The sequence below is a fragment of the Marinobacter sp. 1-3A genome (genome assembly GCF_016597775.1).
Lineage (GTDB): Bacteria > Pseudomonadota > Gammaproteobacteria > Pseudomonadales > Oleiphilaceae > Marinobacter > Marinobacter xiaoshiensis.
The window spans coordinates 439837-464056 of record NZ_VCGZ01000002.1; the positions used below are offsets into that span (position 1 = coordinate 439837).

General features: G+C 50.2%; 15 protein-coding genes. 14 read left to right on the forward strand and 1 reads right to left on the reverse strand.

Going from position 1 to position 24220, the window contains the following annotated elements:
- Nucleotides 1-90: 90 nt before the first annotated feature.
- Nucleotides 91-1656 (forward strand): hypothetical protein, encoded by a 1566-nt coding sequence (locus FE848_RS05090; protein ID WP_200201653.1) that lies wholly within the window; start codon nucleotides 91-93, stop codon nucleotides 1654-1656.
- Between the two features lie 139 nt (nucleotides 1657-1795).
- Here the strand turns inward: FE848_RS05090 and FE848_RS05095 are convergent, their stop codons facing one another.
- Entirely contained in the window at nucleotides 1796-2797 is a 1002-nt protein-coding gene (locus FE848_RS05095; protein ID WP_200201654.1) for a WYL domain-containing protein, read from the reverse strand.
- Nucleotides 2798-2946: 149 nt separating this feature from the next.
- Here FE848_RS05095 and FE848_RS05100 point away from each other — a divergent pair, with 149 nt between their 5' ends.
- The 13 genes from FE848_RS05100 to FE848_RS05160 all read left to right on the forward strand — a co-directional run bounded on the left by FE848_RS05100 (nucleotide 2947) and on the right by FE848_RS05160 (nucleotide 24005).
- Nucleotides 2947-4350, forward strand: a complete 1404-nt coding sequence (locus FE848_RS05100; protein WP_200201655.1) for a Wadjet anti-phage system protein JetA family protein — start codon at nucleotides 2947-2949, stop codon at nucleotides 4348-4350.
- Nucleotides 4343-5005, forward strand: a complete 663-nt coding sequence (locus tag FE848_RS05105; RefSeq protein WP_200201656.1) for a DUF4194 domain-containing protein — start codon at nucleotides 4343-4345, stop codon at nucleotides 5003-5005. Before FE848_RS05100 ends, FE848_RS05105 begins: the two co-directional genes overlap by 8 nt.
- A complete protein-coding gene (locus tag FE848_RS05110; protein ID WP_200201657.1) occupies nucleotides 4989-8507 on the forward strand; it encodes an SbcC/MukB-like Walker B domain-containing protein in 3519 nt (1172 codons plus the stop codon). Before FE848_RS05105 ends, FE848_RS05110 begins: the two co-directional genes overlap by 17 nt.
- Nucleotides 8504-9745 carry a Wadjet anti-phage system protein JetD domain-containing protein gene (locus FE848_RS05115; RefSeq protein WP_200201658.1) on the forward strand — a complete coding sequence of 414 codons (1242 nt, stop codon included), beginning with the start codon at nucleotides 8504-8506 and terminating at the stop codon, nucleotides 9743-9745. Before FE848_RS05110 ends, FE848_RS05115 begins: the two co-directional genes overlap by 4 nt.
- 64 nt (nucleotides 9746-9809) lie before the next feature.
- Nucleotides 9810-10178, forward strand: a complete 369-nt coding sequence (locus tag FE848_RS05120) for a mCpol domain-containing protein (protein ID WP_200201659.1) — start codon at nucleotides 9810-9812, stop codon at nucleotides 10176-10178.
- A complete protein-coding gene (locus FE848_RS05125; protein ID WP_200201660.1) occupies nucleotides 10179-10793 on the forward strand; it encodes a hypothetical protein in 615 nt (204 codons plus the stop codon). It begins immediately after the preceding gene.
- Between the two features lie 88 nt (nucleotides 10794-10881).
- The gene (locus tag FE848_RS05130) at nucleotides 10882-11808 is read left to right on the forward strand and encodes a nucleotidyltransferase domain-containing protein (protein ID WP_200201661.1); all 927 of its coding nucleotides are present in this window, start codon (nucleotides 10882-10884) and stop codon (nucleotides 11806-11808) included.
- The gene (locus FE848_RS19025; protein WP_200201662.1) at nucleotides 11805-12437 is read left to right on the forward strand and encodes a hypothetical protein; all 633 of its coding nucleotides are present in this window, start codon (nucleotides 11805-11807) and stop codon (nucleotides 12435-12437) included. Before FE848_RS05130 ends, FE848_RS19025 begins: the two co-directional genes overlap by 4 nt.
- Nucleotides 12438-13190: 753 nt before the next feature.
- Nucleotides 13191-13901, forward strand: coding sequence for a PEP-CTERM sorting domain-containing protein (locus FE848_RS05140; protein ID WP_200201663.1), 711 nt, complete (start codon nucleotides 13191-13193; stop codon nucleotides 13899-13901).
- 83 nt (nucleotides 13902-13984) lie between these two features.
- A complete protein-coding gene (locus tag FE848_RS05145) occupies nucleotides 13985-21754 on the forward strand; it encodes a putative Ig domain-containing protein (RefSeq protein ID WP_200201664.1) in 7770 nt (2589 codons plus the stop codon).
- Between the two features lie 4 nt (nucleotides 21755-21758).
- The gene (locus FE848_RS05150) at nucleotides 21759-22379 is read left to right on the forward strand and encodes a hypothetical protein (RefSeq protein ID WP_200201665.1); all 621 of its coding nucleotides are present in this window, start codon (nucleotides 21759-21761) and stop codon (nucleotides 22377-22379) included.
- Nucleotides 22380-22588: 209 nt separating this feature from the next.
- Entirely contained in the window at nucleotides 22589-23545 is a 957-nt protein-coding gene (locus FE848_RS05155; RefSeq protein WP_200201666.1) for an RHS repeat-associated core domain-containing protein, read from the forward strand.
- Between the two features lie 76 nt (nucleotides 23546-23621).
- Entirely contained in the window at nucleotides 23622-24005 is a 384-nt protein-coding gene (locus FE848_RS05160; protein WP_200201667.1) for a hypothetical protein, read from the forward strand.
- Nucleotides 24006-24220 lie beyond the last annotated feature (215 nt).

The window sequence follows — 24220 nt, forward strand, 5'->3', positions numbered from 1 at the left end:
CAACCGTGGCGGCCAGCTGAACCCAAATCGCAAACGATAAGGAAGCGGAAAGGTTCAAAGCCCCCACGCTGCTGGGGGCTTGCCTCCCAAATGAATATGACAGAATCCATCAGTTTCCCAACGCAAGGTGAGTTGGTCACCTATGCCTTCAAAGCCTTCGGGTTATTACCCACCAAGTACGATCGCGACTCCGAGTTCCGCGACAAGGCTAGAAGTTTTCAGAAGCTACTGAGCAGACTCAAAGACGAAGAGGGCCAGCTCACAAAGAATTTTGAGAAGGCTCTTGCGACATTCGATGAACGCCTTTCCCAGTATCTGGACGACAAGCAGGTCCGAGGGATAATCCTGGGTGTCTTGGCTGATCTATATCGAGAATACAACCGGACGATAATCGAGGAAGGCACATACCGCCCAAAGAACGATACGCTGCTGTATTTTCTGTTCACTCGCGCCACATCAGCTCTGGTGGAAGCCGCCACATTCCATTCGCTTCGTCAGCACAAGTTGTCCGGAGAAGACTTGGTACCCTATCTGGATATGTTTCTTCCCGACATCTCCACTGATGATGAGATTGTCTGGCCGATGGCTAAGGTCATTCGCTGGATCTATTCCGAAGCGGATTGTTCACAAATACAATTCCACGCTCCCGGAAGAGGCCCAGCCTCAGATAATCCAACGTTAGAACAGAACCTTGAGAATGCTGGAAACTGGGTAAGAGACGATGCGTTTCCGTCCTTGCCTTCGTTGCTGGCCAATTTCCAGTCTTCTCTGGCGCTGCAGGAAGGTACTCGAAAGATCCCTGAGAGTTTGAGCTCATCCATTGCGCTGCGACTTACACTGGCCCGAATATCGACGGCTGTATGCAAGGACATTCTGGCGGTCTATGGAGTGGGCGTGCTTAAGCAACTGACTACAAGCGTGCGGCTCTACTTCACTACAATTGCCGATGAAGTGAAGGAGTTTCGAAACGAGCTCAAACGGGCAAATAAAACAGACGATCTGAGTCAGCTCCCAGATCCGGTGTGGCAAGGAGCATGCTCACACTACTCAGAGTTCTTCCAGTTCAAGAAAAAGAGAGCGCTTGAGACTCTTCAAAAGCTCTATGCTGGTGATCCCGAAAACCCATTCAAGCCGGTTGTTATCGAGAAGCTCGCACGTGATATTGGACAGTATCCAGTGGTCACCCGCATGGATCAAATGTTGTTTAGCTCCGCCTGGTTTCCCAGCCGGGAGTTTGAGCGCCTGCTCAATCGAGGGTTTGAACTGAAGCGAGATACGCGGACAACAGAGTTGGACGTTGATCGGTTCGAGCAAGAATTATCCTTGGCCAACTTGGAAGAACAGCTGGCTTGGCTTGGCCCATGGCTTAGAGCGATTTGCCTCTACAGAGCAGAACGTTTCGCAGACGCCTTTGAGCACAGCGAGAAAGCGTACACGCTGGGAAAATACCGGGCTGGGCGCCACCAATACCGCCTGGTGAACCAATACATGGAACTGTGCGCAAAGACCAATCGTCGTCTGAGGTTCAAGCAGGCTCTCGACTGGGCAAACTATGCAGGTATCGAGGTAAGATGGATACGCTCTGAAGAACAGAGTAGAGACCAGATTGATTTCGCGTTTGAGGTCTTGAGTAAGGCAATTTATCCCATCCTGTAGCATCCAATTTATTATTCTACCGAACCGGGCGACAGCTTGCTCTACCGCCCCTGGATGCATCCAGAGTCGACCTTAGGTACCAAAATTTCGCTAGCTCCTGAGTACCGTTCGGAACTGGACCAAGCCGGCAGTTGTCGGCTTAGTCAGGTTTGAACCCAACTTCGTGTGCAGGCCTATTCGAATCTGCTGTATAGGCAAAGACAGGCCAAGCTATAGGGTTATCATGGACAGCCATTTCGTATTCGACCTTGCTCGAAGGAATGCGATTGTCGACAAGGAAATACCCGATCAAGGGTTTGCGCATAGTGACCCGCTTCCAGGCGCCACCTTCTTCAAGCTCATAATCAGACGCGATTAATGCCTGCTGCTCACCACTGAGGTGTGGGTTCGGCTTCAACTCAAGCTCAACAATCTGTTCCCAATCGGTATCTGCTTCAGGTGGTACTCCCTTGTACTGCTCGAAAGCGGACGCATTTTTTCCCGAGCTTTTATCGCTCCTTGGTGCCGTAACAACTTCTGGATTGCTGTTGAAACGGCCAATTAGGAAGTCTCGATAACCCATGTGGTCCCAGCAAAAGGCACGAACGTGGTAACGGTTGTTAACGAAGGCAACAGCTGTCGGAGTTAAACGCCTGGTCCGGCCCTTTGGGGAACTCATTGTTGCGATCACAGCTTCGATAGATCGCTTGTGTTCAATAGCCGACAACAATCGAGCCAGAACCGTCAAATCATGCCGGCGCTGAAGCATTGGCATTTCTGTGGCATGCCCAGCACTGGGCGGCGCGTAATCTTCAATTGACTGCCACTGGAGGTCTTCGCCCGATAACAGCACCGGCTCAAAGGTTTCCGTTGGCTGATGGTAGGGAATGCCAAGTTGGTAGGGTTTCATCGCTGTCGGAGCGATCTGCTGATAGAGCTTGATGTCTTTTTGAGCCTGAGGCCGCGAAATTCCGAACGTTTCCATCAGCATGGTCGTGGTCAGCCGCCGCTCCCATAACAGTTGACGTTCGATGAAGCACAAACGCAGCCACTGTGGGTGCGAAAAGGCCCCGGCCTCAATCCGTCGACCAGCCAGATTCGCTGCAGACAGAGTGCTAGTATCTTCGCTGATCGCAGGTTTTATGTACTGCAAATACTGCATGGCAGGGCCCTTTAGCTGCTGGTTGCGTTCATATGTCCAGAATTTTAAGCCAATACTGTATAAATATCAGCTACCAATATAAAATATAGGGGTGTATAAAATATAGTGTTCCCCGTAAGTTCGGGTGTCAATCTTCGAGGGATGAGCCGGTGAGTTTCGCCACACTTAACACCAATTTGTTCAAAGCGATCGCTGGCGATAATGGGCGGTTAATGCTCGACCTGCTAGTAGAGCTCGATGCGTTTCTTGATCCGGCGCAGCTGGCGGATGAGCCGACGCCACAACAGGTGAGAGTTTTTCTTCGCGACTATCTCGCCAATAGTCACTTACGCCTGGAAATTGAATCAGGTGAGGCCGCAACCACCCCGCAAAGCCCAGAACATTATGTTTACTACCGGTTGCGCGATACAGGATGGATCCGAGAAGAGCTGGAAATCGGATACCGTTATGTGGTCTGGATGGCTCAAGAAGGTAGGCGACTACTGCAATTCCTCAGGAGTATGGGTGCTGAACACCCATCGCTTGGTGTGGTTTGCTTGTCGGTGCGCTCTAATCTTGCCGAAGTGGTTAAGGATCCGGCCAATGGGTCTTTGATCCGGAAAGCAGCCGATGACATGGAAGGCTTCCTCAACCGCCTCCGAGCCCTCGTGGGCAATATTCGCGAAATACACCATGTGATTAGCGGCGGAGACGCGTCAGGCAGTGGGAACTTCAATTTCTACTTTGAAGAGTACCTGGGTGAGCTATTTCTGCCGAATATTGAGAAACTCGCGTTGAAGGGCAACCCCAACCTTCACGCCAGCAAAATTCGCAAGCTGGTAAGTGATATACGGTTTAATCCGGAGCGGCTGGAGGTGTGTGCTAAGGCATACCAGCGAGACGATATAGCGAATCCATCGACTGAAACGGTCGAAGCCGATCTGGATCGACTGAGTCTTGCGTTTGACGGTATTGGGCCCTTGTTCAAAAAAACACAGGACTATGCGCGGCGCATTACCCGTCGAATGCATGAAAGAATTAAATACACCGTGCACACTCCCAGCAATATAGGCCAACAGATCGAGGATTTGCTTGATCGTATTGGTCGGAATGATTCGATTGAAACCCTGCCCAGTCCGGTGATCAGCGAAAAATTAATTTCCGAAAGCCGTTTGGCCAAACCTAAGGCGAAATCGGTACCGGCGGTCGCAACGGTTCGCAGGCAATCCAAGCCCCTGTGGGAAAAGCGAGCCTATAACCAGCTCAAACAAGAGCACATTCACTTCCAGAGATATGACCCTGACCGTGTGGTGAGGTTTATTGAGACAAATATGGGCGACCGAGCTCAGATGACCACCGATGACCTGATCATCAAGACTGCGGACGACATGATGGCAGCGTTGCACCTGCGCTTGTTGGCGCAAGGTGTTTCCAAAACCCACGCTCTTTATCCCCTGTTAGCTGAGTACAGCGTTACCTTCGACGAGCAGGAATGGACTCAGCTTGAATACATGGCCGGTCGTCGACTGATTATCACCAGGCAGGCCTTCTCGGAGATATCACGAAATGATTAATGACATTGTGCTGAGAGAGCTAAAAGAAATTGCGTCGCGAAACTCCGACGACTACGCCGACACTCTTCGAAAAACAGCAGCCTACCTGCTCCAGAAGCAGTGGGCCTGGAAAGGTAAGCGAGGCCAGAAAGAGCACTTCAAAGTCTGCGAGGACAATGCCACATATTTCCATAAGCTATTCGATGCACTGGACATGGACTGGTATTACGATCGCAACTTTGGGTATGTGGGGGTGCTGCCCAGAGGCACTGGAAGCCAGCTGGATATCACGGCGACCGTGTTTCTGCTGATATTGCGCAAAATGTATGACACTGAGGCCTCGATGGGTCGCACGGACCTCGGCCGCGTCATGCCGCCATCCGTGGAGCTGCTTAATCAGTATGAGCAAGTTAAAGGTGAAAGACCGATACTGACCGCTACCACCGAGGCTCTAGATACCCTTCGAAAGAGGGGAATCATTGAACTTGGGCCCAGAGATCCGGACACCAAGCTTCCTGATGTGACGGTGTTGCCTAATATAACGCGAGTGGTAGGCCCGGCCTTTCTTGGATCGCTCGAAAGCTTTATGAACAGCTACGCTACAGACTCAGAACCCGGAGATGAGTCACACCTGACCACTGAACCTGCGGAGGCGTCTGATGACAACGCCGAATAACCCAATGCCAGCGCATTTCCTTCAAAATTTTGTTTTCGCACAGTGGTATCTCTTGGATCTGGAAACCCTGGATGTGGGTGTAGCCGCCTCTCTGTTGTCGGGTGAGAATGGGGCCGGGAAAACAACGATATTTGATGCTATCCAGTTTGTTCTGATGGGGGGAGATCAAAGGCGTATTAGCTACAACGCAGCTTCTGACGGAAAAGCGTCGGGACGCTCTGCCAGAAGCTACGCGTTGGGCGAATTCAAGGAAAACGATGTCACCACTTTCGAGCGGGAAAGTGCCAATACCTACATTTTCTTGAATTGGTACGACCACCACCAGCAGCCCTATTCGTTTGGGGTCTCTATCCACGCTACTCAGCAATCGGCCAGCATTGAAACTCGTGGTCACATCCTCAAAGGGCGCCATGTTTCCGAGGTAGACCTTTTATCCTCGGAGGACACCTTTTTACCGTGGCGTGAATTCGTTGATCGTATGAAGTCGACCGCCAAAGAGTACCGGGGTTCGATGAGCTACGAGATGATCGACGGGGCAAGGATTATGCGCGAAAAGTTCGCCGAGATGATGTCGGTTGATCAAACGCGCGGTGGGAAAATTGAGCCCGAAATGCTGGTCAAAACATTGTCCAGTGCGTTACAGCTGAAGATGGATAGTCCAATTGATTCGTTTATCCGCGATTTCATTTTGCCGCCCCAACCCATAGAAACAGAGCAGCTTCGCGAGGATCTGCTTGAGCACCGTCGCATCGAGGATGAAATCGCGCGTGCGGAGAGTCACAAACTGGTTCGTGAAGCTTTGATCACTGAAACAGATAAGGTGACGAGGCACCGGGCCGATGCTCACTTTGAGTTATGGGTCTCACAGGAGGCTGAAGCGGCCAGGCTTGATGAGCAAAACAGTGATCTTGAGGACCGTCTGGATCAGCAGCTAGACAAGTTTGATGAAGCAGAACGAACGATTAAGTACCAAACCCCTCGACTGCCTGATCTCAAACAGCGTCATGAGGATGCTCTGATAGCATGGCAAAACTCAGATGCCGCAAGTCTGAGTAAAGCCGTCGAGGCGGCACAGAAAAATGTCACGCATGCAACTACCCGTTTCGCTGAGCTAAACACCTCCCTCAGAAAAGCGGTGGGTGATATCAGTCGCCAACGCTTTGCTGACACTTTAGACATTACCAGTTTTGAACAACTGGCGGAGCAGTGGGCCGAATGTTCCGATCTTCTCGCCCGCGCTGACGTTGCCAGTCTCACTTCATCAGATCACGAAAATACCGCAAAGGTAACTGCGGCTCTTCTGGATGCCAGGCCGGTCCTAGATGAAATTTCCACACGGCTTGAAACGGCAGATAAACATGTCAGCCATGAACTGAAACAAATCAACGATGATGGAGAAGCACTTCAATCGCGAGTTGAAAGGTTGAAGAAGGGGCTTTCGGACATTCATGCGTCAACCAGCCTAACCATTGAACTATTAAAGCAGAAGGGTATTCAGGCGGTGCCCGTTTGTGATGTTTGCGAGATCACCAATTCAGAGTGGCAAGAAGCTGTTGAATCCTATCTCGGACCGAATCGCGAAGCTCTCGTAGTTGCAAAAGAAGATTTCGGTCACGCACTTGAGATCTACGAAGCCACCCAGAAACAAAGCCCACGCATCAGGCGAGCACGCCTTATCAATCCAGATCTAGCCCTGCGCGAAAACAAATCTCCCACTGCAGGAATGGTCTCAACACTGATCGAAACCCAGGACCCGGTAGCCCGGGGCTTCATGAACATCATCTTGGATCGAACCAAGATGGCCGCGACCCGTGACGAACTCAGGCGCGAACGTAAAGCACTGATGGCCTCCGGTTTAACGGCAGGCGGCGCAACGATTGGCGGCACCTCTCAAATTGACGGTCTGCTGATTGGTAAACATGCCAAAGCTCAGCAGCTGGATCGGCTGGAAAAAGACCTTGATAACCTGGCACAGCGAGTTGCCAGGTTTAATGGCCCGGCGATAACGCTGAGTAAGCTTAACCGTCAGTGGGCGGGCTTTTGTGCGGCGGTCACCGATGGCGCCGTCGCGCTGCAAGAGCAAAGTCAAAACCTAGCAGCCTACGAGCAAGCTCTCTCCGATGCCAGGGAACAGCTGCAGCCTCTTACCTCTGAAGATGAGCGCCTTAAGTGCGCCAAAGAGAAGGCTGACCAGAACTATCATGACTGCAATGAAAAAATCACACAGGCAAGAAACGACAAACAACAGGCAGAGGCTACCATCAAAAGCCTGAAAGCTGACTTAGAGCAGGTTCGTCCTTTACTGGAGAGGGCCCAGGAGCAACGCCGCAAGACAGAGGCATCGGAATTGCACGACACGAATAAGGCGCTGGAACGCTGGGAAGCCTATGAACAGAAATATGAGGGGGCTGACGGTCACTACGCACTGATTCGCAATGAGGCGGAAGGGAAGAAAAATACCGCCCGGGAAAAAGAACTGAGATCACGTGGAGACCTGCATGTAAAAGTGATCGAATTCACCAATGATTTTTCAGAAGACATTGCCAATCGGACTGAACTTCTGGAGGCTGCCAAGCCTGAGAACGATGACCCTGAGGCCTATTTTGTCATTAAGACTGATTGCACCGATTGGGTGGAGCGTATCCTCGCCGCTCAGCTCCTAGATCATCGACAAGCTGCCCAGGAAGCTGCCGAGCAAATGGAAATGAACTTCCGGGGCATCATCGTTGGGGAGCTTCAGAATCGCTTTGAGCAGATGCGATACACTTTTCAGCAGCTCAACAGTGTTCTCAAGAGAATTCCTTTCCACGACAACATCTACAGCTTTCACTTCAAGCTCCGTGAGACCGAGAGCTTGGCCACTGTTTACGAATACATAACAACCGTGGATAGGGAGCAGGCCGAGTTGGTTGGCACCTTATTCGAGAAAGATTCCGAGCATCCGGCCCTCGAACTGCTGAAAGAGGCTCTGATCTCTGGGGATGACCTGATTAATGAGATCCGGGATTACCGCTCGTTCTTCCAATACGATATGAAAATGCGTAATCCCAATACGGGTGAAGAGCGTCGGGTAACCGAAATGCAAAGCACCGGTTCTGGCGGGGAGAAGCAGACTCCCGCTTATATCGCTCTGGCGGCGAGTTTCATGAATGTTTACAAGATTCGTGAAAACTCTCCTCGGGGTGCCTCTCTGGTTCTCCTGGATGAAGCGTTCAACAATATGGATGGGGGGAACGCCAGTGGTGCCGTTGCCTTTCTGAAAGAGATTGGTCTGCAGCTAATAGTGGCTGCGCCGCCTGAGGTCACCCTCAAGATCGGTAAGGAAATGGACCAGATCTATACCATCTGCCGGGAAGGTCGTGATGTGGTTATCGACCACACAAAAATTTTCGAGGGAGGGCATAAGTTGATTGATCAACGCAACCCTGTCTACCACCCTGAGCTTGTCATTGAGCGAGCCGCTGAATTAAAAGCCAAAGCGGAGACAATCACTGGGGTATGAGCAATCACGTCGAGACATTTCTCGCGCAACTGATCAAGCACATCGATAGGCCGGATGGTGTAGTGCCCCAAGCACGGATACGCATTACAGATCACGCCTATCGGTGGTACTTCGCACTTAACAATAGTGCGAAGACAGCCCTTCACCGAAGTTTAGAAGCGCTGGAGCATCTCGACATTCAGTATCAGCGTAGAGTGGCCCTGGGTGCATTCAAGCATATTGAGGCGGTTCAAATTACTGATGGATGCCGGCTCATGGCGTCTCAAGGGCTAACCCCGTTGGCGGATGACATAGAGCTCGCCTTCGAACAGCTTGAGGCTGCAGAATTCAATATACCCTGGTGGGAAACGACTAAGCGAGATATAGCGGAGGCATGGTCAGCCAACAAAACATTCAATGGTGTTAAGCGACAGCAATCCGCGCGGCTTTTCGATGCCATGAAGGTTGTCGAGTGGATCGTTCAGTCTGAAGACACCTCGCCAGTCCCTGAGATGAGAACCCTCAGCACGATGCTCTTTAATGACTCCAAGAAGCTTGAGGAGAAGAGTTTCGCGAATCTGATTCGTCGTTTGATGGTCGGTCAACTGGATGATGACGTGGCAAACCTGATGGACGATGGACCGAAGTTGCTGGAGCATTATGGGATCAGCAAATACCCAATGCCAATGCGGTTTAAAGCGAACGCCCTGCTATTCTGCCGAGGTGTTGTTGATTTGTCCGCGCTCCACTACGGGATCGGTGTTTCCCCGGATGAAATTAAAGGTATTGAGTGGCGCCAACGACCACCGTATTTGCTCTTCATTGAAAACCGAGCCAGCTTTGAGCGGTATGTGCGGGAGATTGATGATGCGGGTGTCGTCATTTACACCGCTGGGTTCCCGCCCCGTGCCTGGCTGCATGCAATAGAGATCATTATCGCTGACGTCCAAGATGAGGTGCCGGTTTATCACTGGGGCGATCGTGACGTGGGTGGTTATAGAATCCTGGCGTTTCTGGCGAAACGACTTGATATCGATATTCAGCCATACCTTATGGGGGTGGATGCTCCTGTACCATCTGAGATTGGTGACGAACTCAAAGCAATACCTGTCGTAGGGTTGATGGAGGCGATTGAGTCAGCGCGAGGTTATGCTGCAATCTCTGCGCTTTTTGAGGATCTCGGTAAGTGTCAGGGTACAGGCTTACCGTGGATTGAGCAGGAACAAATTACGCCCATTAGCCCGCTGGAAAAAAGCTAACGCAACGGCTGAGATTTGATGCAAGCTCCTCAAAGCAATGCCATTCAGATTCGTAGAGGTTAATTTGAACTACATCTCAATAGATGGAGACGATGTGGGCAGGAAGATCACGTCACTCTATCTTGAAAATGCGACAGCTAAGCTCTCTCAATTCTGTGATGAGATGAAAGGTGCCACGGAAAAAATATCCAATTTCCTCAAGGGGCAGGGGTTTGAGGTAATTTTCTGTGCTGCAGACGGTGTGGCAGCTTCAATAGAAAGTGATATTGATTTTGAGCGCGCTTTCACGGAACTCTGCAAGTTTGCTCCAGAGGGTATTACTCTCTCAGCGGGGGTAGGTCAGTCACTGAGTCAGTCCTACATCGCCCTTCTATCTGCGAAGAGTAACGGTAAGAACTGTATACACCGATATTCAAGGATTGGAGAAATCTAGATGGTTCGGATTATCCGGTTTGATTCACTACTCAAGTATGTGGCGTACACAACTGTCGCCTTGAGTATCGGAATCTACGCCTTTGTTCAGGCCATATGGCTTCCAGATTATTCTCTATTTAAGGTCGTCACGATCTCCTCAATTGTCAGCACATTTATAGTGACCTTACTAATGCTCCCTTCGTGTTCGCGGAAGATTTGGGCATTCATAGGGTATATTAACGAGTCCATCTACCCTGACCTGAATGGAACGTGGCAGGGTGAGATAACCCTCGAAGATGGAAAGGCCATAGAGGTTCGAGCTGTAGTTCGCCAAACTTTGCTTTCCACGGAAATCGATATCCATGGTGAAACGATGAAATCTGTCACGCTCGACACAACGCCCAGCATGGAAGCCGGGCAAAAGAAACTGTACTACGTTTATCGCGCTGACCCGAAGAATCCCGCATGGCCAAGCTATTGTGGCTCGACGATTTTTGACGTACGTCGCGTTCAGTTGGAAGGTAATTGCCAGTTAGAGCTTTCCGGCAAGTATTTCACAGATCGCAAAACCGTCGGACGGATAGTGTTGCGCCAGCTCGGGAAAAATAACAATCATGATGTCTCTTTCTACTAGCGTCCGGGTTCTCCCGGCATGAACGTTAGGCTCGTGTTAAATCCAGGAACGATAGTAACCCATAAGTTCACCAATACTCGGAGCGATTATGTCTCAGTACTGGAATGACCGATTCTCTCGATGGTCTCGACCACCGAGCGATAGTGAAGAAGCTAAGGCAGACCGGGCCGCAAGAATGGTGGACGACGCGATATCCGGGCATGCTCCTCTGGAAGGCAAAAGAATAAGCGTATATGGAACAGGCTCCTATAAAAACAATACGAATACTAGAAACGAAAGTGACATTGATATTGCCGTGGTTCTCCACGATTGTTTCTTCTCAAAATATCCGAATGGTAAGCCGCCTCAACCAGAAGACTTAGGTCATGCAGGTGGAGTGAAGTACGGCTTAAAAGCATTTCGCGAAGATGTGGGAAAAGCTTTACGCGCCAAGTTTGGCGCAGACGGAGTGACCGCTGGCTCAAAAGCATTTGACGTCCACTCTAACACTGCTCGACTAGACGCGGACGTTGCGGTTTTCCTAGAGCATCATAGGTACACCGGGAAGCAAAACGCGGACGGGACATGGCACTATTTAGAAGGTGTCGAAATGAGGGGTAAGGATAATTCAAGAATTATTAACTGGCATGGAGACCACTATGCAAATGGTGTTGACAAAAACAACCGCACTGGTCGTCGATATAAACGCGTCGCAAGAGTTTTAAAATGTCTTCGCGACGATATGAAACAGAGTACAGACGAGGCGACACGAAAAGCCGCTGACGTGCCCTCTTTTTTGTTGGAATGCTTGGCTTTCAATGCTTCAGATGGCTGCTTCCAGCAAGGCGACTTATACGACGACTTAAAAGCTGTAATCACTGAGGTTTGGAATGGCACAAAGCCAGAAACAGATGATTTGGTCTACTTGGAGGTTAGCGGACTAAAATGGCTTTTTGGTAGCGAGCAGCCGTGGACCAAAGCTGGAGCACATTCGTTCCTTCTGAAAGCTTGGCAGCATGTCGGGTTCAGCAAGTGAATAGGGCGTATGCAACCATCATTGTAGGATTGGTCGTCGCTACTTGGGCTATCTATCTATTGCTACAAGGGCAAACTTTGACATGGAGCTACTTGGGACCGTTCTCGGTAGCTGTCGCCGTGCTCACCGCCACGGCCTTCGTATTCAAACATTGGGCTTGGCACTGGCCTATTGTTCACTTGCTAACCAAAACACCTAACTTAACCGGGACGTGGGTCGGGAAGCTTAAATCTGATTATATTTATGATGGGGAAACCGAACCGCGTGGCCCAATAGATGCGGTCCTTATCGTTACCCAAACAGTAGACGAAATTAACGTTCGCCAGTATACGAAAGAGTCATCATCAACCACGGTCGCTGCGTCAGTAACGGCGGAGCCTGGCGACAAGTTCATTCTAGCAACGGTTTTCTTAAATGAACCAGAAATAGAATTACAGCAAACCCGCAGCCGTATGCATTATGGTGCTACACGACTGGGCATAGAAGGTCCTCCGAGATCGCCAGAGAAACTAGTTGGGAATTATTGGACAGCTAGAAAAACGTCGGGGTCAATAGAGTTTCAGTTGGTAAGTCGAAAGCGTGCGCACTCATTCGAGCAGGCATGGCGACTCCAAAAAACTGCCAAGTGAAGGATGCAGGGGCCCCTAATCAAAGGCTGTCTAACCATGCGCTTCAACCGATCGCTAGTGCGGCGGTTGAGCCCAGGCGTCAAGTGTTTATGACTGAAACTTGTGCGATTGATGTAATGATCCGAAAGACGCGCACCGCGTTCTTACAAAGTCACTGGCGGGCATTTTGACTATGGAAGCCTTTACCTGGCGAGCATGGCCGGTGAGTCTTATGTCCTGCCCATCTCTCAGATTTCAGAAATACAGGATCTTGGTAATGGGCGGCACATTGTGGTTTTGCCGAGATGGTTGGCCCGCAAAAGCGGGCTTCTAAAGTACGAGCGTAAGTTATAGTCTCGGTAGCTGACTAGCAAATGCACCCACCAATTTGCGGGATGGTTGTACGACCATCCGTACCGTTTTCGAGACCCATTTCGGGAAGCTTGAACCTTTCGCTGGAAGCTCGCCAAAAAAAGTTACCAACTTTTTTATGATAAATTTGGACGTCTTTTTCGTAGAACGCCCCAAAAGTTACCAACTTTATTTTTTCTAACCGATTTTTGATCGAGTAAAGTGAGGCTTACAGAGGTGATTTGTTACCAACTTTATTGTGATTCCACACTTCGACAAATAAAGCTTGGTCTCCGGTGAGCTTTCAGAGAAGGCAGTGTATAAAACATCTGTTTTTATTCCTTTGTGTAAACTTATGTAATATTATGCGGAAAGAGTTAACAGGATTTAACTTTTCTACATTACAAGGAATGTTAACAGGCTATGTTTTCAAATCTGCTTGCCAGGACTGTGCTTTCTGCCAGCCTTCTAGTACCTGCATTATCCACCCATGCTGCCGTTATAAATCTCACAGATTGGGCTTTCAATATTGACGGCGTAGTCTCTGAGGCTTACTTGGGTGATGCGATGCCGGGAGATGGCTTCCTGGACCCTTCGACCGGTCTGGGTTCTTTGTCCTTTGAGCTGTCTGGCGCGGGAAATCACTCATGGATCGGGTTCCTGGATCTGGATTTTGATGCCCACCTGAATACCTACCTTAACGAATATGGCTTAGCTCACGGGGCCGTTGCTAGTGGTCAGAGCTGGCAGATTGACGAGCCGGGTTATGCGTTTGGCACTATCTATGACAACGTGATTGCGGGCGCTCTGGACAACACTAACCACCTGCCATCTGACCGCCCGGATGATGTGTCTCTTGCTCTAGGCTGGAACTTTGACCTCGCACAAGGTGAAACGGCACTCATCACACTGACGCTGAGCGACATGCTGGCAACCTCCGGCTTTTATCTTGAACATGTAGACCCCCAGACTGGCCCAGGCTTCGACGACACTGCATCGGTGTACTTCTGGAGTTCCCTGGAGATCTTCGGGGCGGACGTGCCAGTTACAGTTCCTGAGCCTGGTTCCCTGGTATTGATGGCGCTGGGCCTGATAGCCGTATCGACACGACGCTTGCGTTACACACCTGCCTGAGATGACACCAAGAAGATAATGCAACCCGCCGGGTGACGCCTTTGCGCCTGGCTGGCATTCGCCTGATGACAAGGACGTTAATAATGCTCACCCTGACTTCTTTCCGATCGTTTGTTGTATTTGCAATGTTGCTGGCAGCTCCTATGGGCTTGCTACAGGCCGCATTGCTATCACCTGACGCCATAAACGTCTCTATCGCGCAGGGACAAAGTCTTACGGTGCAGCGCTCCATCACTCTCAGTGAATCCGGGCCTGCCGCTAACCGTGTGGATGTGGTTTTCCTGGCTGACAACACGGGCAGTATGGGGGGAGCCGTTAAAGCCGTTAAGGATAACGCACGCGCAATTCTGGATGCGATTGCAGGAGGGGACCAACGATTCGAAGGGGTAGACGTTGCCTTTGGGGTTGGGCGATATCTGGGTGATCCTCGAGAATTCGGGTCTGCTGCTAATGCGGCCGACCGTGCCTATCAGCTTCTCCAGCCGGTCACTGAAAACAAAGACGATGTTCAGGCAGCTATCAATCAGTGGTACGCCCGGGGTGGCGGAGACGCTGCAGAAGCGAATTTCTTTGCACTCCACCAGGTGGCAACATCTGGCGCCGCCACTGATGGTGAGGGTTCTACCGACCGAGGTTATTCAACAGGCGCTGACACCGGATGGCGTGATGGTGCAGCGAAGATCATAGTGTGGTTTGGGGATGTCCATTCCCACACATCTAGCGTAAGCATGCAGGAGGTCATATCCGCTCTTGAGCTGAACGGAGTGTCTGTCGCTGCGGTAAACACCCGTGGCTCAGGGCAGGGAATCGATTCAGGTAGCCAAGCAACTGACATTGTGACCGCAACGGGTGGTGTGCTGGTCAATGGCGTTCAGAGCCATGCGGCCATGGTTGATGCCATTCTCAGTTCAGTCGGCACCGTGACCTCTCGCGTTAATCTTGAGCTGCAGGCTCGTGGTGATACATCCGGCATTGCGGTTTCTTACGAATGCGCTTCACCAGAAGGTTGTGAGGATGTTCCCTCAGGGGAATCCCGCCTGTTCAATATGACAGTGACCGGACATGTGCTGGGGGCCTACGATTTTGAAACCTACGCACCGAGGCTTTCAGGTGTATCTGGCAGTGATCGCGTCACCGTTCGCGAGTGCGTCAGCGATGTTCGCACTCGGGCGAAGACCGGTCGTGTTCAGGTCATGTGGTCGGATACCGGCGCCCATCATTACTCCGTTCAGCGTTCGGATGCTGTCGATGGCCCGTTTGAAGAACTGGTGACGACCACCAGCCGCTATTCAACCTATCTTGATACCGGTGTGCAGAACAACAATACCTACTACTACCGCATTGCCGAGATGGATGCTGCTGGCGCCGCTGTCTGTGAGTCTGGCGTCGTATCGGCAGTTCCGCGGCACATGCGTGATCGTCCCGAGCCAGTGAACCATGCTCCTGTCATTTCCAGTACCCCGTCTGAAAGCGCTACACAGGGCGTAGGCTATATCTATCAGATCCTGGCCTCGGATCCGGATGGAGATGCACTGAGTTATCACCTCGATTCTGCGCCTGTGGGTGTGCAGATTGATAGCAATACAGGTCTCGTGGAATGGACCCCTGGCCGCGATGATGTGGGCAATCAACAAATCGTGATCGGCGTAGAAGACCCACTGGGCCTGAGGGCCACGCAGCTGTGGACTGTCCAGGTAGCAAAAGTCAATGAAGCACCCAGGATCACGTCTTCGCCTGTGGGCTTTGCCCGTGTTGGCCAAGCCTATGAGTACGCCGTAAAAGCAGCTGATCCGGATCCGACCGATACGCTGATTTATGTTCTTGGTGCCGCCCCTACAGGAATGCTCATTGATTCGGCGACGGGCGTTATAAGCTGGATACCGGCAGACAACCAGGCAGGCCAGAATCCTGTGTCTGTAACTGTGGAAGATCCGTCAGGACTGTCAGACGAACAGTCGTTCAGCATTGAAGTTACTGCCGTTAATCGTGCTCCAACAATCATCTCGACACCGATCGCTAATGCAGCCACCGGGGTTGAATACAACTACCTGATTGAAGCTCATGATCCTGATGCCGGTGATTCGCTCAGCTATGCGCTGATTAGCGGTCCGTCGGGTATGACAGTCGATGCGAATAGCGGCCAGTTAAGCTGGGTGCCGACATCGGGTCAGATTGGCGTAAACGCAGTTGAAGTCAAGGTGGAAGACGCCGCTGGCCAGTCAGATACGCAAACCTTCCAGGTTGAAGTTGTTGTTAGCGGGAACCCGCCCATTATCGATTCAGTGCCCGTGACTACTGTATTTGCGGGAGAGCTCTATCAATACTCCGTAATCGCTTCCGATCCGGACGGTGATGCGCTTGTTTATCGTTTAAGTGAAGCACCAGCTGGCATGTCGGTTTCAGAAAGCGGCACGGTAAGCTGGGCTCCATCAACAGCTCAGGTTGGCTCCCACCCGGTTACTGTTGTTGTAGAAGACGACAGAGGTGCGTGGGTTTCGCAGGCATTTGACTTGGTTGTGACGGAAAAGAACACGGCTCCTGTGATTACGTCTGCTCCTGCACCAGGTGTGGAGCTTGGTAGCACCTATGCCTATCAGGTGATTGCCAGCGATGATGATGGCGATGCTCTGACCTACAGCCTGCCTCAGGCGCCTGCTGGTATGGTCATAGTGGCAGATTCTGGTGTCGTTTCATGGGTGCCTTCCCCCTCTCAGCTTGGCAATCATTCGGTCAGGGTGCTTGTTAGCGACGGCAAGGGTGGCAGTGCCAGCCAGAGCTTTACGGTTGTTGTCACAGAGCGGCCCAATGTTGCGCCTGTCATCACCAGTGCAGCACCGACATCGGTCGTGGTTGGCGAAACATACAGCTATCAGTTGATGGCAACGGATGCTGATGGTGATGCCGTCACGTTTGGGACTGTCAGCATGCCGGCCGGGATGACAGTAGATACGTCCGGTTTGGTAGCTTGGTCGCCCGCGTCTGCGCAGGTTGGAATTCAGAACGTAAGATTTTTTGCCGACGACGGTAAGGAGCGCTCCTACCAGAATGTCGCTATTGAAGTTGTTGAAGCCATACAGCCGTTGCAGGTTGAGCTGACCGCCTCCCCTCAAACGGTGGATGAAGGCGATATCGTAACCATTCTGACGGTGGTCACTGGTGGTAAAGGTGAGCGCACAATAAATTTGAATGTTGATGGTACCCCTCTGCCTGTCAATGGCAGCGGAGAAGCAATGTGGACCGCCGTCGGCACGGGCGCAAAGATTATTACCGCCACGGTGAGTGACACTGAAACATCAGTAACAACCACCGCAACAGTGACTGTGCGCGATCCCGGCGATACGGCCAGTCCTGTGGTAACACTGGAGGGGCCAACTGACGGCACCGTTGTCACTGCACCCACGGAAATCATTGCCACCATCACCGACGACAACCTTGCCGGTTATGAAGTACTTGTCGCGCCATCCGGTACCGACCAGTGGCAGGTGATTGCCAAGGGCGATGCCAACCAGAATTCGGCCGCCGTTGCGACTTTTGATCCCACGATGCTGACCAATGGCCAGTACGACCTGGCCATCATTGCGATCGATGTTAATAACCTCTCAGCTTCTGACATGATGTCTCTTCAGGTTGAGGGCGATCTTAAGGTTGGTAACTTCAGCATAACCTTGCAGGATCTGGAGGTTCCGCTGGCAGGCATCCCCATTCAGGTGACCCGGACTTATGATAGTCGCAGGCGCCATGAAGCACTGGATTTCGGTCACGGCTGGAGCGTGGGCTATCAGGACATAAAAGTAGAAGAATCCAGGGTCCCGGGTCGCTATTGGACACTGAACGAGTACCGAAGTGGCCCCATGGGAATGCTAACCGATTTCTGTATCGAGCCCTTGGGTGCGCCAGTGATTACCATCACGCTGCCTGGCGGTGATGTGGAGAAATTCGAGACCTCAGCGTCGCCTACCTGCAATACCTTAACCGTAATTCGGGATGTGACTCTCAAGTTCACGCCGGTTGGTGACACCCGGTCGACCCTTCGGGCTTTGAACGACAACAATGCCTACTTCATGGGCGACAGCCTGGTGGAAAATGGCTACTACTCCAGCCCAGTGGACCCGAGCCGGTATGAACTGACCACAGAGACCGGCTACAAATATACCCTCGACCAGACGTTCGGCATCGAGAAGGTGACGGACCCCAACGGCAATACGCTGACCTACACTCAAAATGGAATCTTCCATTCAAGCGGAAAGTCCGTCGTTTTCGAACGGGATGGTGATGGTCGTATCACCGCCATTGTTAAGCCAGGTGGAGAGCGGCTGGTCTATAGCTATGACGGCGAAAACAACCTCATCGCCAGTGCCGATGCCATGGGTAACGCGACCCAATACACCTACAATCGCAGCCATGGCCTGCTGGACATTATTGACCCCATGGGCCGGCGCATGGTTCGCAACATCTTTGATGAAAGCGGCCGCCTGATTGCCCAGGAAGACAACGAAGGCAATCGCACCGAGTTCAACCATGATGTAGAAGGCCGGCAGTCCAGCGTCACCGACCGCAATGGCTACACCACCTTCTACTACTACGACGAGCTCGGTAACGTTACTACCCAGGTGGATGCCGCCGGGAACACCTGGAACTACGCATACGATGCTCAGGGGAACCAGATCAGCCAGGTGGATCCCATGGGTAACACCACCCATGCGAATTTTGATGCGCGCAATAATCAGCTTAGCGCCACGGATGAACTGGGGAATACGGTCGCGTTTACGTATAACAGCCGAGGCCAGGAACTGACCATTCAGGATGCTCGTGGGAACCTGTTCCGGAATACCTACGACACCGTAGGCAACCTGCTGAGTGTTACCGATCCTGAAGGTAATATTGCCGGCAATAATATTAATGCCAAGGGGCTCGTGACCCGCAGTACTGATCTGAACGGCAACGCCACCAATTACACCTACGACAGTGATGGCAACAAGCTTACGGAAACAGATCCGCTGGGCAACACCACGCGTTATACCTACGACGCTAACGGCAACGTGCTGACCGAAACACGCTCCCGGACTGTCGGTGGCGCTACCGTTGATGATGTAACTTCTTACGTATACAACGCCAATGGTCAGTTAACTGTGACGGTTTACCCTGATGGTAGTACGACCGCTACCGAGTACGACCTGGCCGGAAATGAAACGGCGACGGTTGATGGCCGTGGAAACCGGACCGAATACCGGTACGACGCCTATGGCCGATTGGTCGAGACGTTACACCCTGACGGCTCCATTGAAACCAAAGCCTATGACGGGGAAGGAAACCTGGTGTCGCAAACCGACGCCTTGGGCCGGACCACTACCTATGCTTACGATGCCCTGAATCGGGTTGTCCGCACAGTCTATCCGGATGGTAGCCATACCAGTACGGCCTATGACGCCGTCGGACGGGTAATCCGGGAAACTGACGGCCTGGGCAAGGTTACTCAGTACGAGTACGACGCAGCCGGGCGCAGGACCGCGGTAATCAATGCTCTCGGTAACCGACACAGCTTCAGCTACGATGCCGATGGCAACCTGGCGAGCGAAACGGATGCCCGTGGCCACACCACAACGTATACCTATAACACTCTGGATCAACGTATCAGCACGCGCTTCCATGATGGCACGGAGTTGCATTCCAACTACGACGCTATGGGCCGGCTGCTATCGGAGACAGACCAGAGGGGCCGCAAAACGGAATATCAGTATGATGCACTTGGCCGCCTTACCAAGGTAACCGATGCCACGGGTGGAGAAACCGCCTACACCTACGATTCGGCCGGCAATAAGCTCACCCAGACGGATGCCGAAGGCAGGACAACCCGCTGGACCTACGATAGTGAAGGGCGTGAACTGAGCCGGACGCTGCCAATGGCTCAAACGGAAACCTCTGTCTATGACATTGGAGGCAACCGCGTAAGTCACACCGACTTTAACGGTGACACCACCAGCTATTCCTACGATTCACGCAGTCGCCTGGTCAGAATCCGCTATGCCAGTGGAGATGAGGAAAGTTACACCTACGATGCAGTAGGCAACCGGCAGACGGCTACTTCAACGGAAGGTACGACCCAGTACGTTTACGACAACATGGGACGCCTGACGGAAGAAACCCAGCCTGGTGGTTCGGTAATACAGTACCAGTACGACAACGCCGGTAACCGGACGAGAGTGACAGTTCTGACGGGCGGTGATTCGGTCACAACCAACTACACCTACGATGTTCTTAATCGGCTGCAAACAGTAACCGACAGTGAGGGCACGACTACCTATACCTACGATGCTGCGGGCAACCGCAAGTCGGTCACTTATCCAAATGGAAACGAAACCGCCTACGACTATGACGCACTCAATCGCCTGACGAAGCTGACCACCACCAATGCCCTGAACCAGGTATTGGCAGACTACCGCTATACGCTGGATGCAACCGGGCGGCGGACCAGCGTTGAGGAACGCCACAATGGGCGGGTGGCTCTTTACAGTTATGACCAACTGTACCGGCTGACCAAGGAACTGGTGACAGACCCAATCAATGGCAATTACAGTGCTGAATACCAGCATGACAAGGTTGGAAACCGGACCTACAGCATCATTGATGGCGTGGGTACGACATACGTTTACGATGATAATGACCGTTTAACTTCACAAGGTGGCACCTCGTATGCCTATGATGATAACGGGAACACCTTAACGGAAGGTATTGATTCTGAACTAACTACTTATATCTATGATGCAAAAGATAAGCTGATAGGTGTTGAAAAAATAATATCAGGAACTACGACTAACAGTAGCTACACCTATAATATTGATGGAATTAGAACGTCTAAAACGGTAGGAGGCGTTAAAACCAAGTTTGTTGTAGATAGTAATCGTGATTATGCCCAAGTGTTGTTTGAACTTGACTCCGCCGATATGGTTCAAGTTCAGTATACCTATGGTGATGATCTGATTAGTCAGGATAGGTTAGGTGGTGTTTATTATTATAATTATGATGGTTTAGGTTCCACAAGAGCTTTATCTAATGGTTCAGGAGTAGTTACCGATACTTATAACTATGAAGCGTTTGGTGAGCTCTTAAACTCTACTGGCTCTAGCAGTAATAGTTATTTGTTTGCGGGCGAGCAATTAGATTTCTTCATAGGGCAGCAATACTTAAGGGCGAGATATTATGACTCAGGCATAGGACGGTTCACCCAACAAGATACTTATATGGGGAATAAGTTTGATCCTATAAGTTTGCATAAGTACTTATATGCAAACGGTGATGCTGCTAATTGGACTGACCCTACTGGTAACTTTGGCCTGAGTAGTATCGGTGCTAGTTTACGTGTGAATGGGATTCTAAGTACTACAGCTACTACAGGAGGCAGGTCTTTAGTATCTCGCGTATTAACAGGTGCTGGTAGAGAAACATTTGGCATTGTTGGTGAAGAACTCATTGCTATTGCTAAGCAATCATTGTTAAATATTTTGTTAGCAGAAGCTGGGGGTGTTAAGTTTGCAAGCGCAGCAACGAAAGGCACTGCGGCACATAAAGAATTTGAGAAGTTAATTAAGGACCTGAACGGCAAGTACAAGAAGTTTGGATTACGAGTTGCAGCAGAAGTGTTCAGAATTGAAGGTTCAGGTAAAAAAGTTAAAGGTAGAAAGAAAGGAGCTCTAGGTATTGATGTCGCTATACTTAGCACTAAAACAGGTGAGACACTGCTTGCATTTGATTTGAAAACGGGACGGGGAGCGTCTAAAAAACGTAATGGTCGTTTGTCTCACGTGTTTGATGGCGCCGATGTGATTGAAATTCTTGTTTCAAAGAAGAGGAGGTAAGTATATGTCAGGTAGTTTAAAGGCAAATGATATAGCCAATGCTCTTCTAGTTTCATTAAGTCCTTTTCTGGAATCTGAAGGTTTTAAGAAATATAAGCCAAAACAATTTGTTAAGTTAAATGAGGATGTGTTGTTACACGTTCAAATTTTTCCAAATAAAAATGATGTTTATTTGTGGTGTGCGGCACACCCTTTATGTCAAAACAATATATCACTTGGCTCAGGTATAGTTGCTGAAAGGTTTCCTGAAAAGGAAGGTGTTTTAAAAGTTGATGGCCAAGATTCATTGGATGATGTAATAGAGTATATAATTAATCGATTGCCTGATTTGTTTCAGTTCTTGAATGATAGGTTTACTATGGAGGGAATTGAAAAGTCCATATCAGATAATGCAAAGACTTTTCCATTGTTAGTGAAAGGCTTCTGCCTAGCGTCGTTAGGAAGCTATGAAAGTTCTCAGGCTTTCATAATGAAATTTATTAATTCAGGCCTTGATATAGGTGAATCACGTAGTGGTGCAAAACAGTTACTAAATTCTTTATCTGAAGGGAGTACGAAAGAAGTCCTCGAGGAAAATAGAAGTAATAACATTAAAAAACTTAGATTAAATAAGTACATTAGTTAACTATATATAGAACTTAAGATAATAATATTTTGAATCCCGTTAGTTATTTCTGTAGGGTCCTACTTTTATCTGGTTTGTATCGGTTTATTTTTAATGGTGTGGGTGCTGTGGTGGTCTAATGCCGCCAAGCACTAACGCTGGGCGCAACAGCCACTTTCAGATACACCGCCACCCGCAAATCGAACGGCGGCCAGACCACTCGATATGTCGTGGACAGCAACCGCGATTACGCACAGGTACTGGCAGAAGTCGCCAATGGAAGCTCGGAGGTCAGCTACACATACGGCGACGACCTCGTCTCCCAGACTCGTGGGGGCATCACCTCTTACTATCTGTACGACGGCCACGGTTCCACCCGCGCACTGGCGGACGAAACCGGCTCTTTAACAGACGGCTACCATTACGATGCGTTCGGGGTGTTGGCGAACAGCCAGGGCTCGACTGAGAACAGCTACCTCTATACTGGTGAACAGTACGATGCCTCTCTGGGCCAGTACTATCTGCGGGCAAGGTACTACGCCCAGGACCAGGGGCGGTTTACCCAAATGGATACTTGGATGGGGGTTGATAAAGCACCTGTCACACTGAATAAGTATGCCTATGGTAATGCAGATCCCATTAATTGGGCTGATCCTACAGGCAATTTTGGTTTATCCAGTTTTGGTACTGCGTCTAATATTCGTGGAACGCTAGCTACTATGAGTACTCAAAACCTCTCGTTTGCTATTAGTCGAGCTGTAGGTGCAACTTTGCAAGTAGGAGGAAGGGCAACTACTAAAACAGCATTAACAACATTGAGGCGCTGCATACGTAAAAAGAATAAATGTGGGCTAAGGATTAACCTGCTAATTGTTGGTTACGATAATCCTGATATACGGGATCATATTCGTGATGCACAAACTGCAACTACTATTGTTTTGACATATAAACCAAACACTTCAGGCAATCGAAGGTGGTATGCTACTAGAGGTGGGCGAGGAGGTTGTAAGCGTCCTGCTCCGGCTGGTCAAGATTGTGATGAATACCCCTTCTTTAAAACAAAAGAAGGTGGCCCAAAGAACTTCCCTGGTAGAGTTTCTCTCAGATGGGTTCCATTGGGGCAAAATAGGTCCGTAGGTGCCCACTTTGGTTTCTTGTCTCGATCTATGAAAAAAACCAAAAAATAGGGATTTTGTAGTTATTACATCTGATTCATTGCCATCAGTTGCGTTACCAATGGGTAAATAGAATAAGGATTCCTTTATGAAGGAGTTAGAATTTACTACATCCATAAAGTGTGGAAATAGTAGGCGCAAAGTTGAAGACTTACTTTTGCAAATTAAAGATATTAAGCGCCAAGAAGAAAATATTTGGATATATCGTGTGGTATGCATTGGCCCAATAACAGAAGACAAGATATTAGAAGGGAGCTCAGCATTTGATTGTATTGTGCTTGGCATGTCTTTTCTAAGACAGGCGCTAAGAAGTTATGTAATAGCTAACCCGAAGATCAAATTCTTTGAAGAAGCTGATGATGAATTAGAGGAAATTACCATCGAAGATATCTTTTGGACTCATGATTGTATTACTGATGAGATGGAAGAAATGATGGAATGGGCAGTAGATAATGGCTATAAGCCCGAATAGCCATAGAACTCGGTATCTTCGTGATGTATAAATACATAAAGTAAAAAATTGGCAACAGGTCAATAATCATGTCAGATGCACTGCAGGTTTTTCTGGGTAAGCGGATTAAATGGTTGATCTTACCTTTGCATGAGAGTGAGACAGACCGGCATCTCATCGGATTATCTGGTTGATGCTTCACCTACTGCTGGTGCATGTTTCCTTCGCTAATTCCA

What these genes read in the sequence shown, in the direction of transcription:
- FE848_RS05145 (WP_200201664.1), top strand. Translation starts at nt 13,985, where the DNA reads ATGCTCACCCTGACTTCTTTCCGATCGTTTGTTGTATTTGCAATGTTG.
- FE848_RS05160 (WP_200201667.1), top strand. Translation starts at nt 23,622, where the DNA reads ATGAAGGAGTTAGAATTTACTACATCCATAAAGTGTGGAAATAGTAGG.
- FE848_RS05095 (WP_200201654.1), bottom strand. Translation starts at nt 2,797, where the DNA reads ATGCAGTATTTGCAGTACATAAAACCTGCGATCAGCGAAGATACTAGC.
- FE848_RS05090 (WP_200201653.1), top strand. Translation starts at nt 91, where the DNA reads ATGAATATGACAGAATCCATCAGTTTCCCAACGCAAGGTGAGTTGGTC.
- FE848_RS05125 (WP_200201660.1), top strand. Translation starts at nt 10,179, where the DNA reads ATGGTTCGGATTATCCGGTTTGATTCACTACTCAAGTATGTGGCGTAC.
- FE848_RS05150 (WP_200201665.1), top strand. Translation starts at nt 21,759, where the DNA reads ATGTCAGGTAGTTTAAAGGCAAATGATATAGCCAATGCTCTTCTAGTT.
- FE848_RS05110 (WP_200201657.1), top strand. Translation starts at nt 4,989, where the DNA reads ATGACAACGCCGAATAACCCAATGCCAGCGCATTTCCTTCAAAATTTT.
- FE848_RS05115 (WP_200201658.1), top strand. Translation starts at nt 8,504, where the DNA reads ATGAGCAATCACGTCGAGACATTTCTCGCGCAACTGATCAAGCACATC.
- FE848_RS05130 (WP_200201661.1), top strand. Translation starts at nt 10,882, where the DNA reads ATGTCTCAGTACTGGAATGACCGATTCTCTCGATGGTCTCGACCACCG.
- FE848_RS05105 (WP_200201656.1), top strand. Translation starts at nt 4,343, where the DNA reads ATGATTAATGACATTGTGCTGAGAGAGCTAAAAGAAATTGCGTCGCGA.
- FE848_RS05140 (WP_200201663.1), top strand. Translation starts at nt 13,191, where the DNA reads ATGTTTTCAAATCTGCTTGCCAGGACTGTGCTTTCTGCCAGCCTTCTA.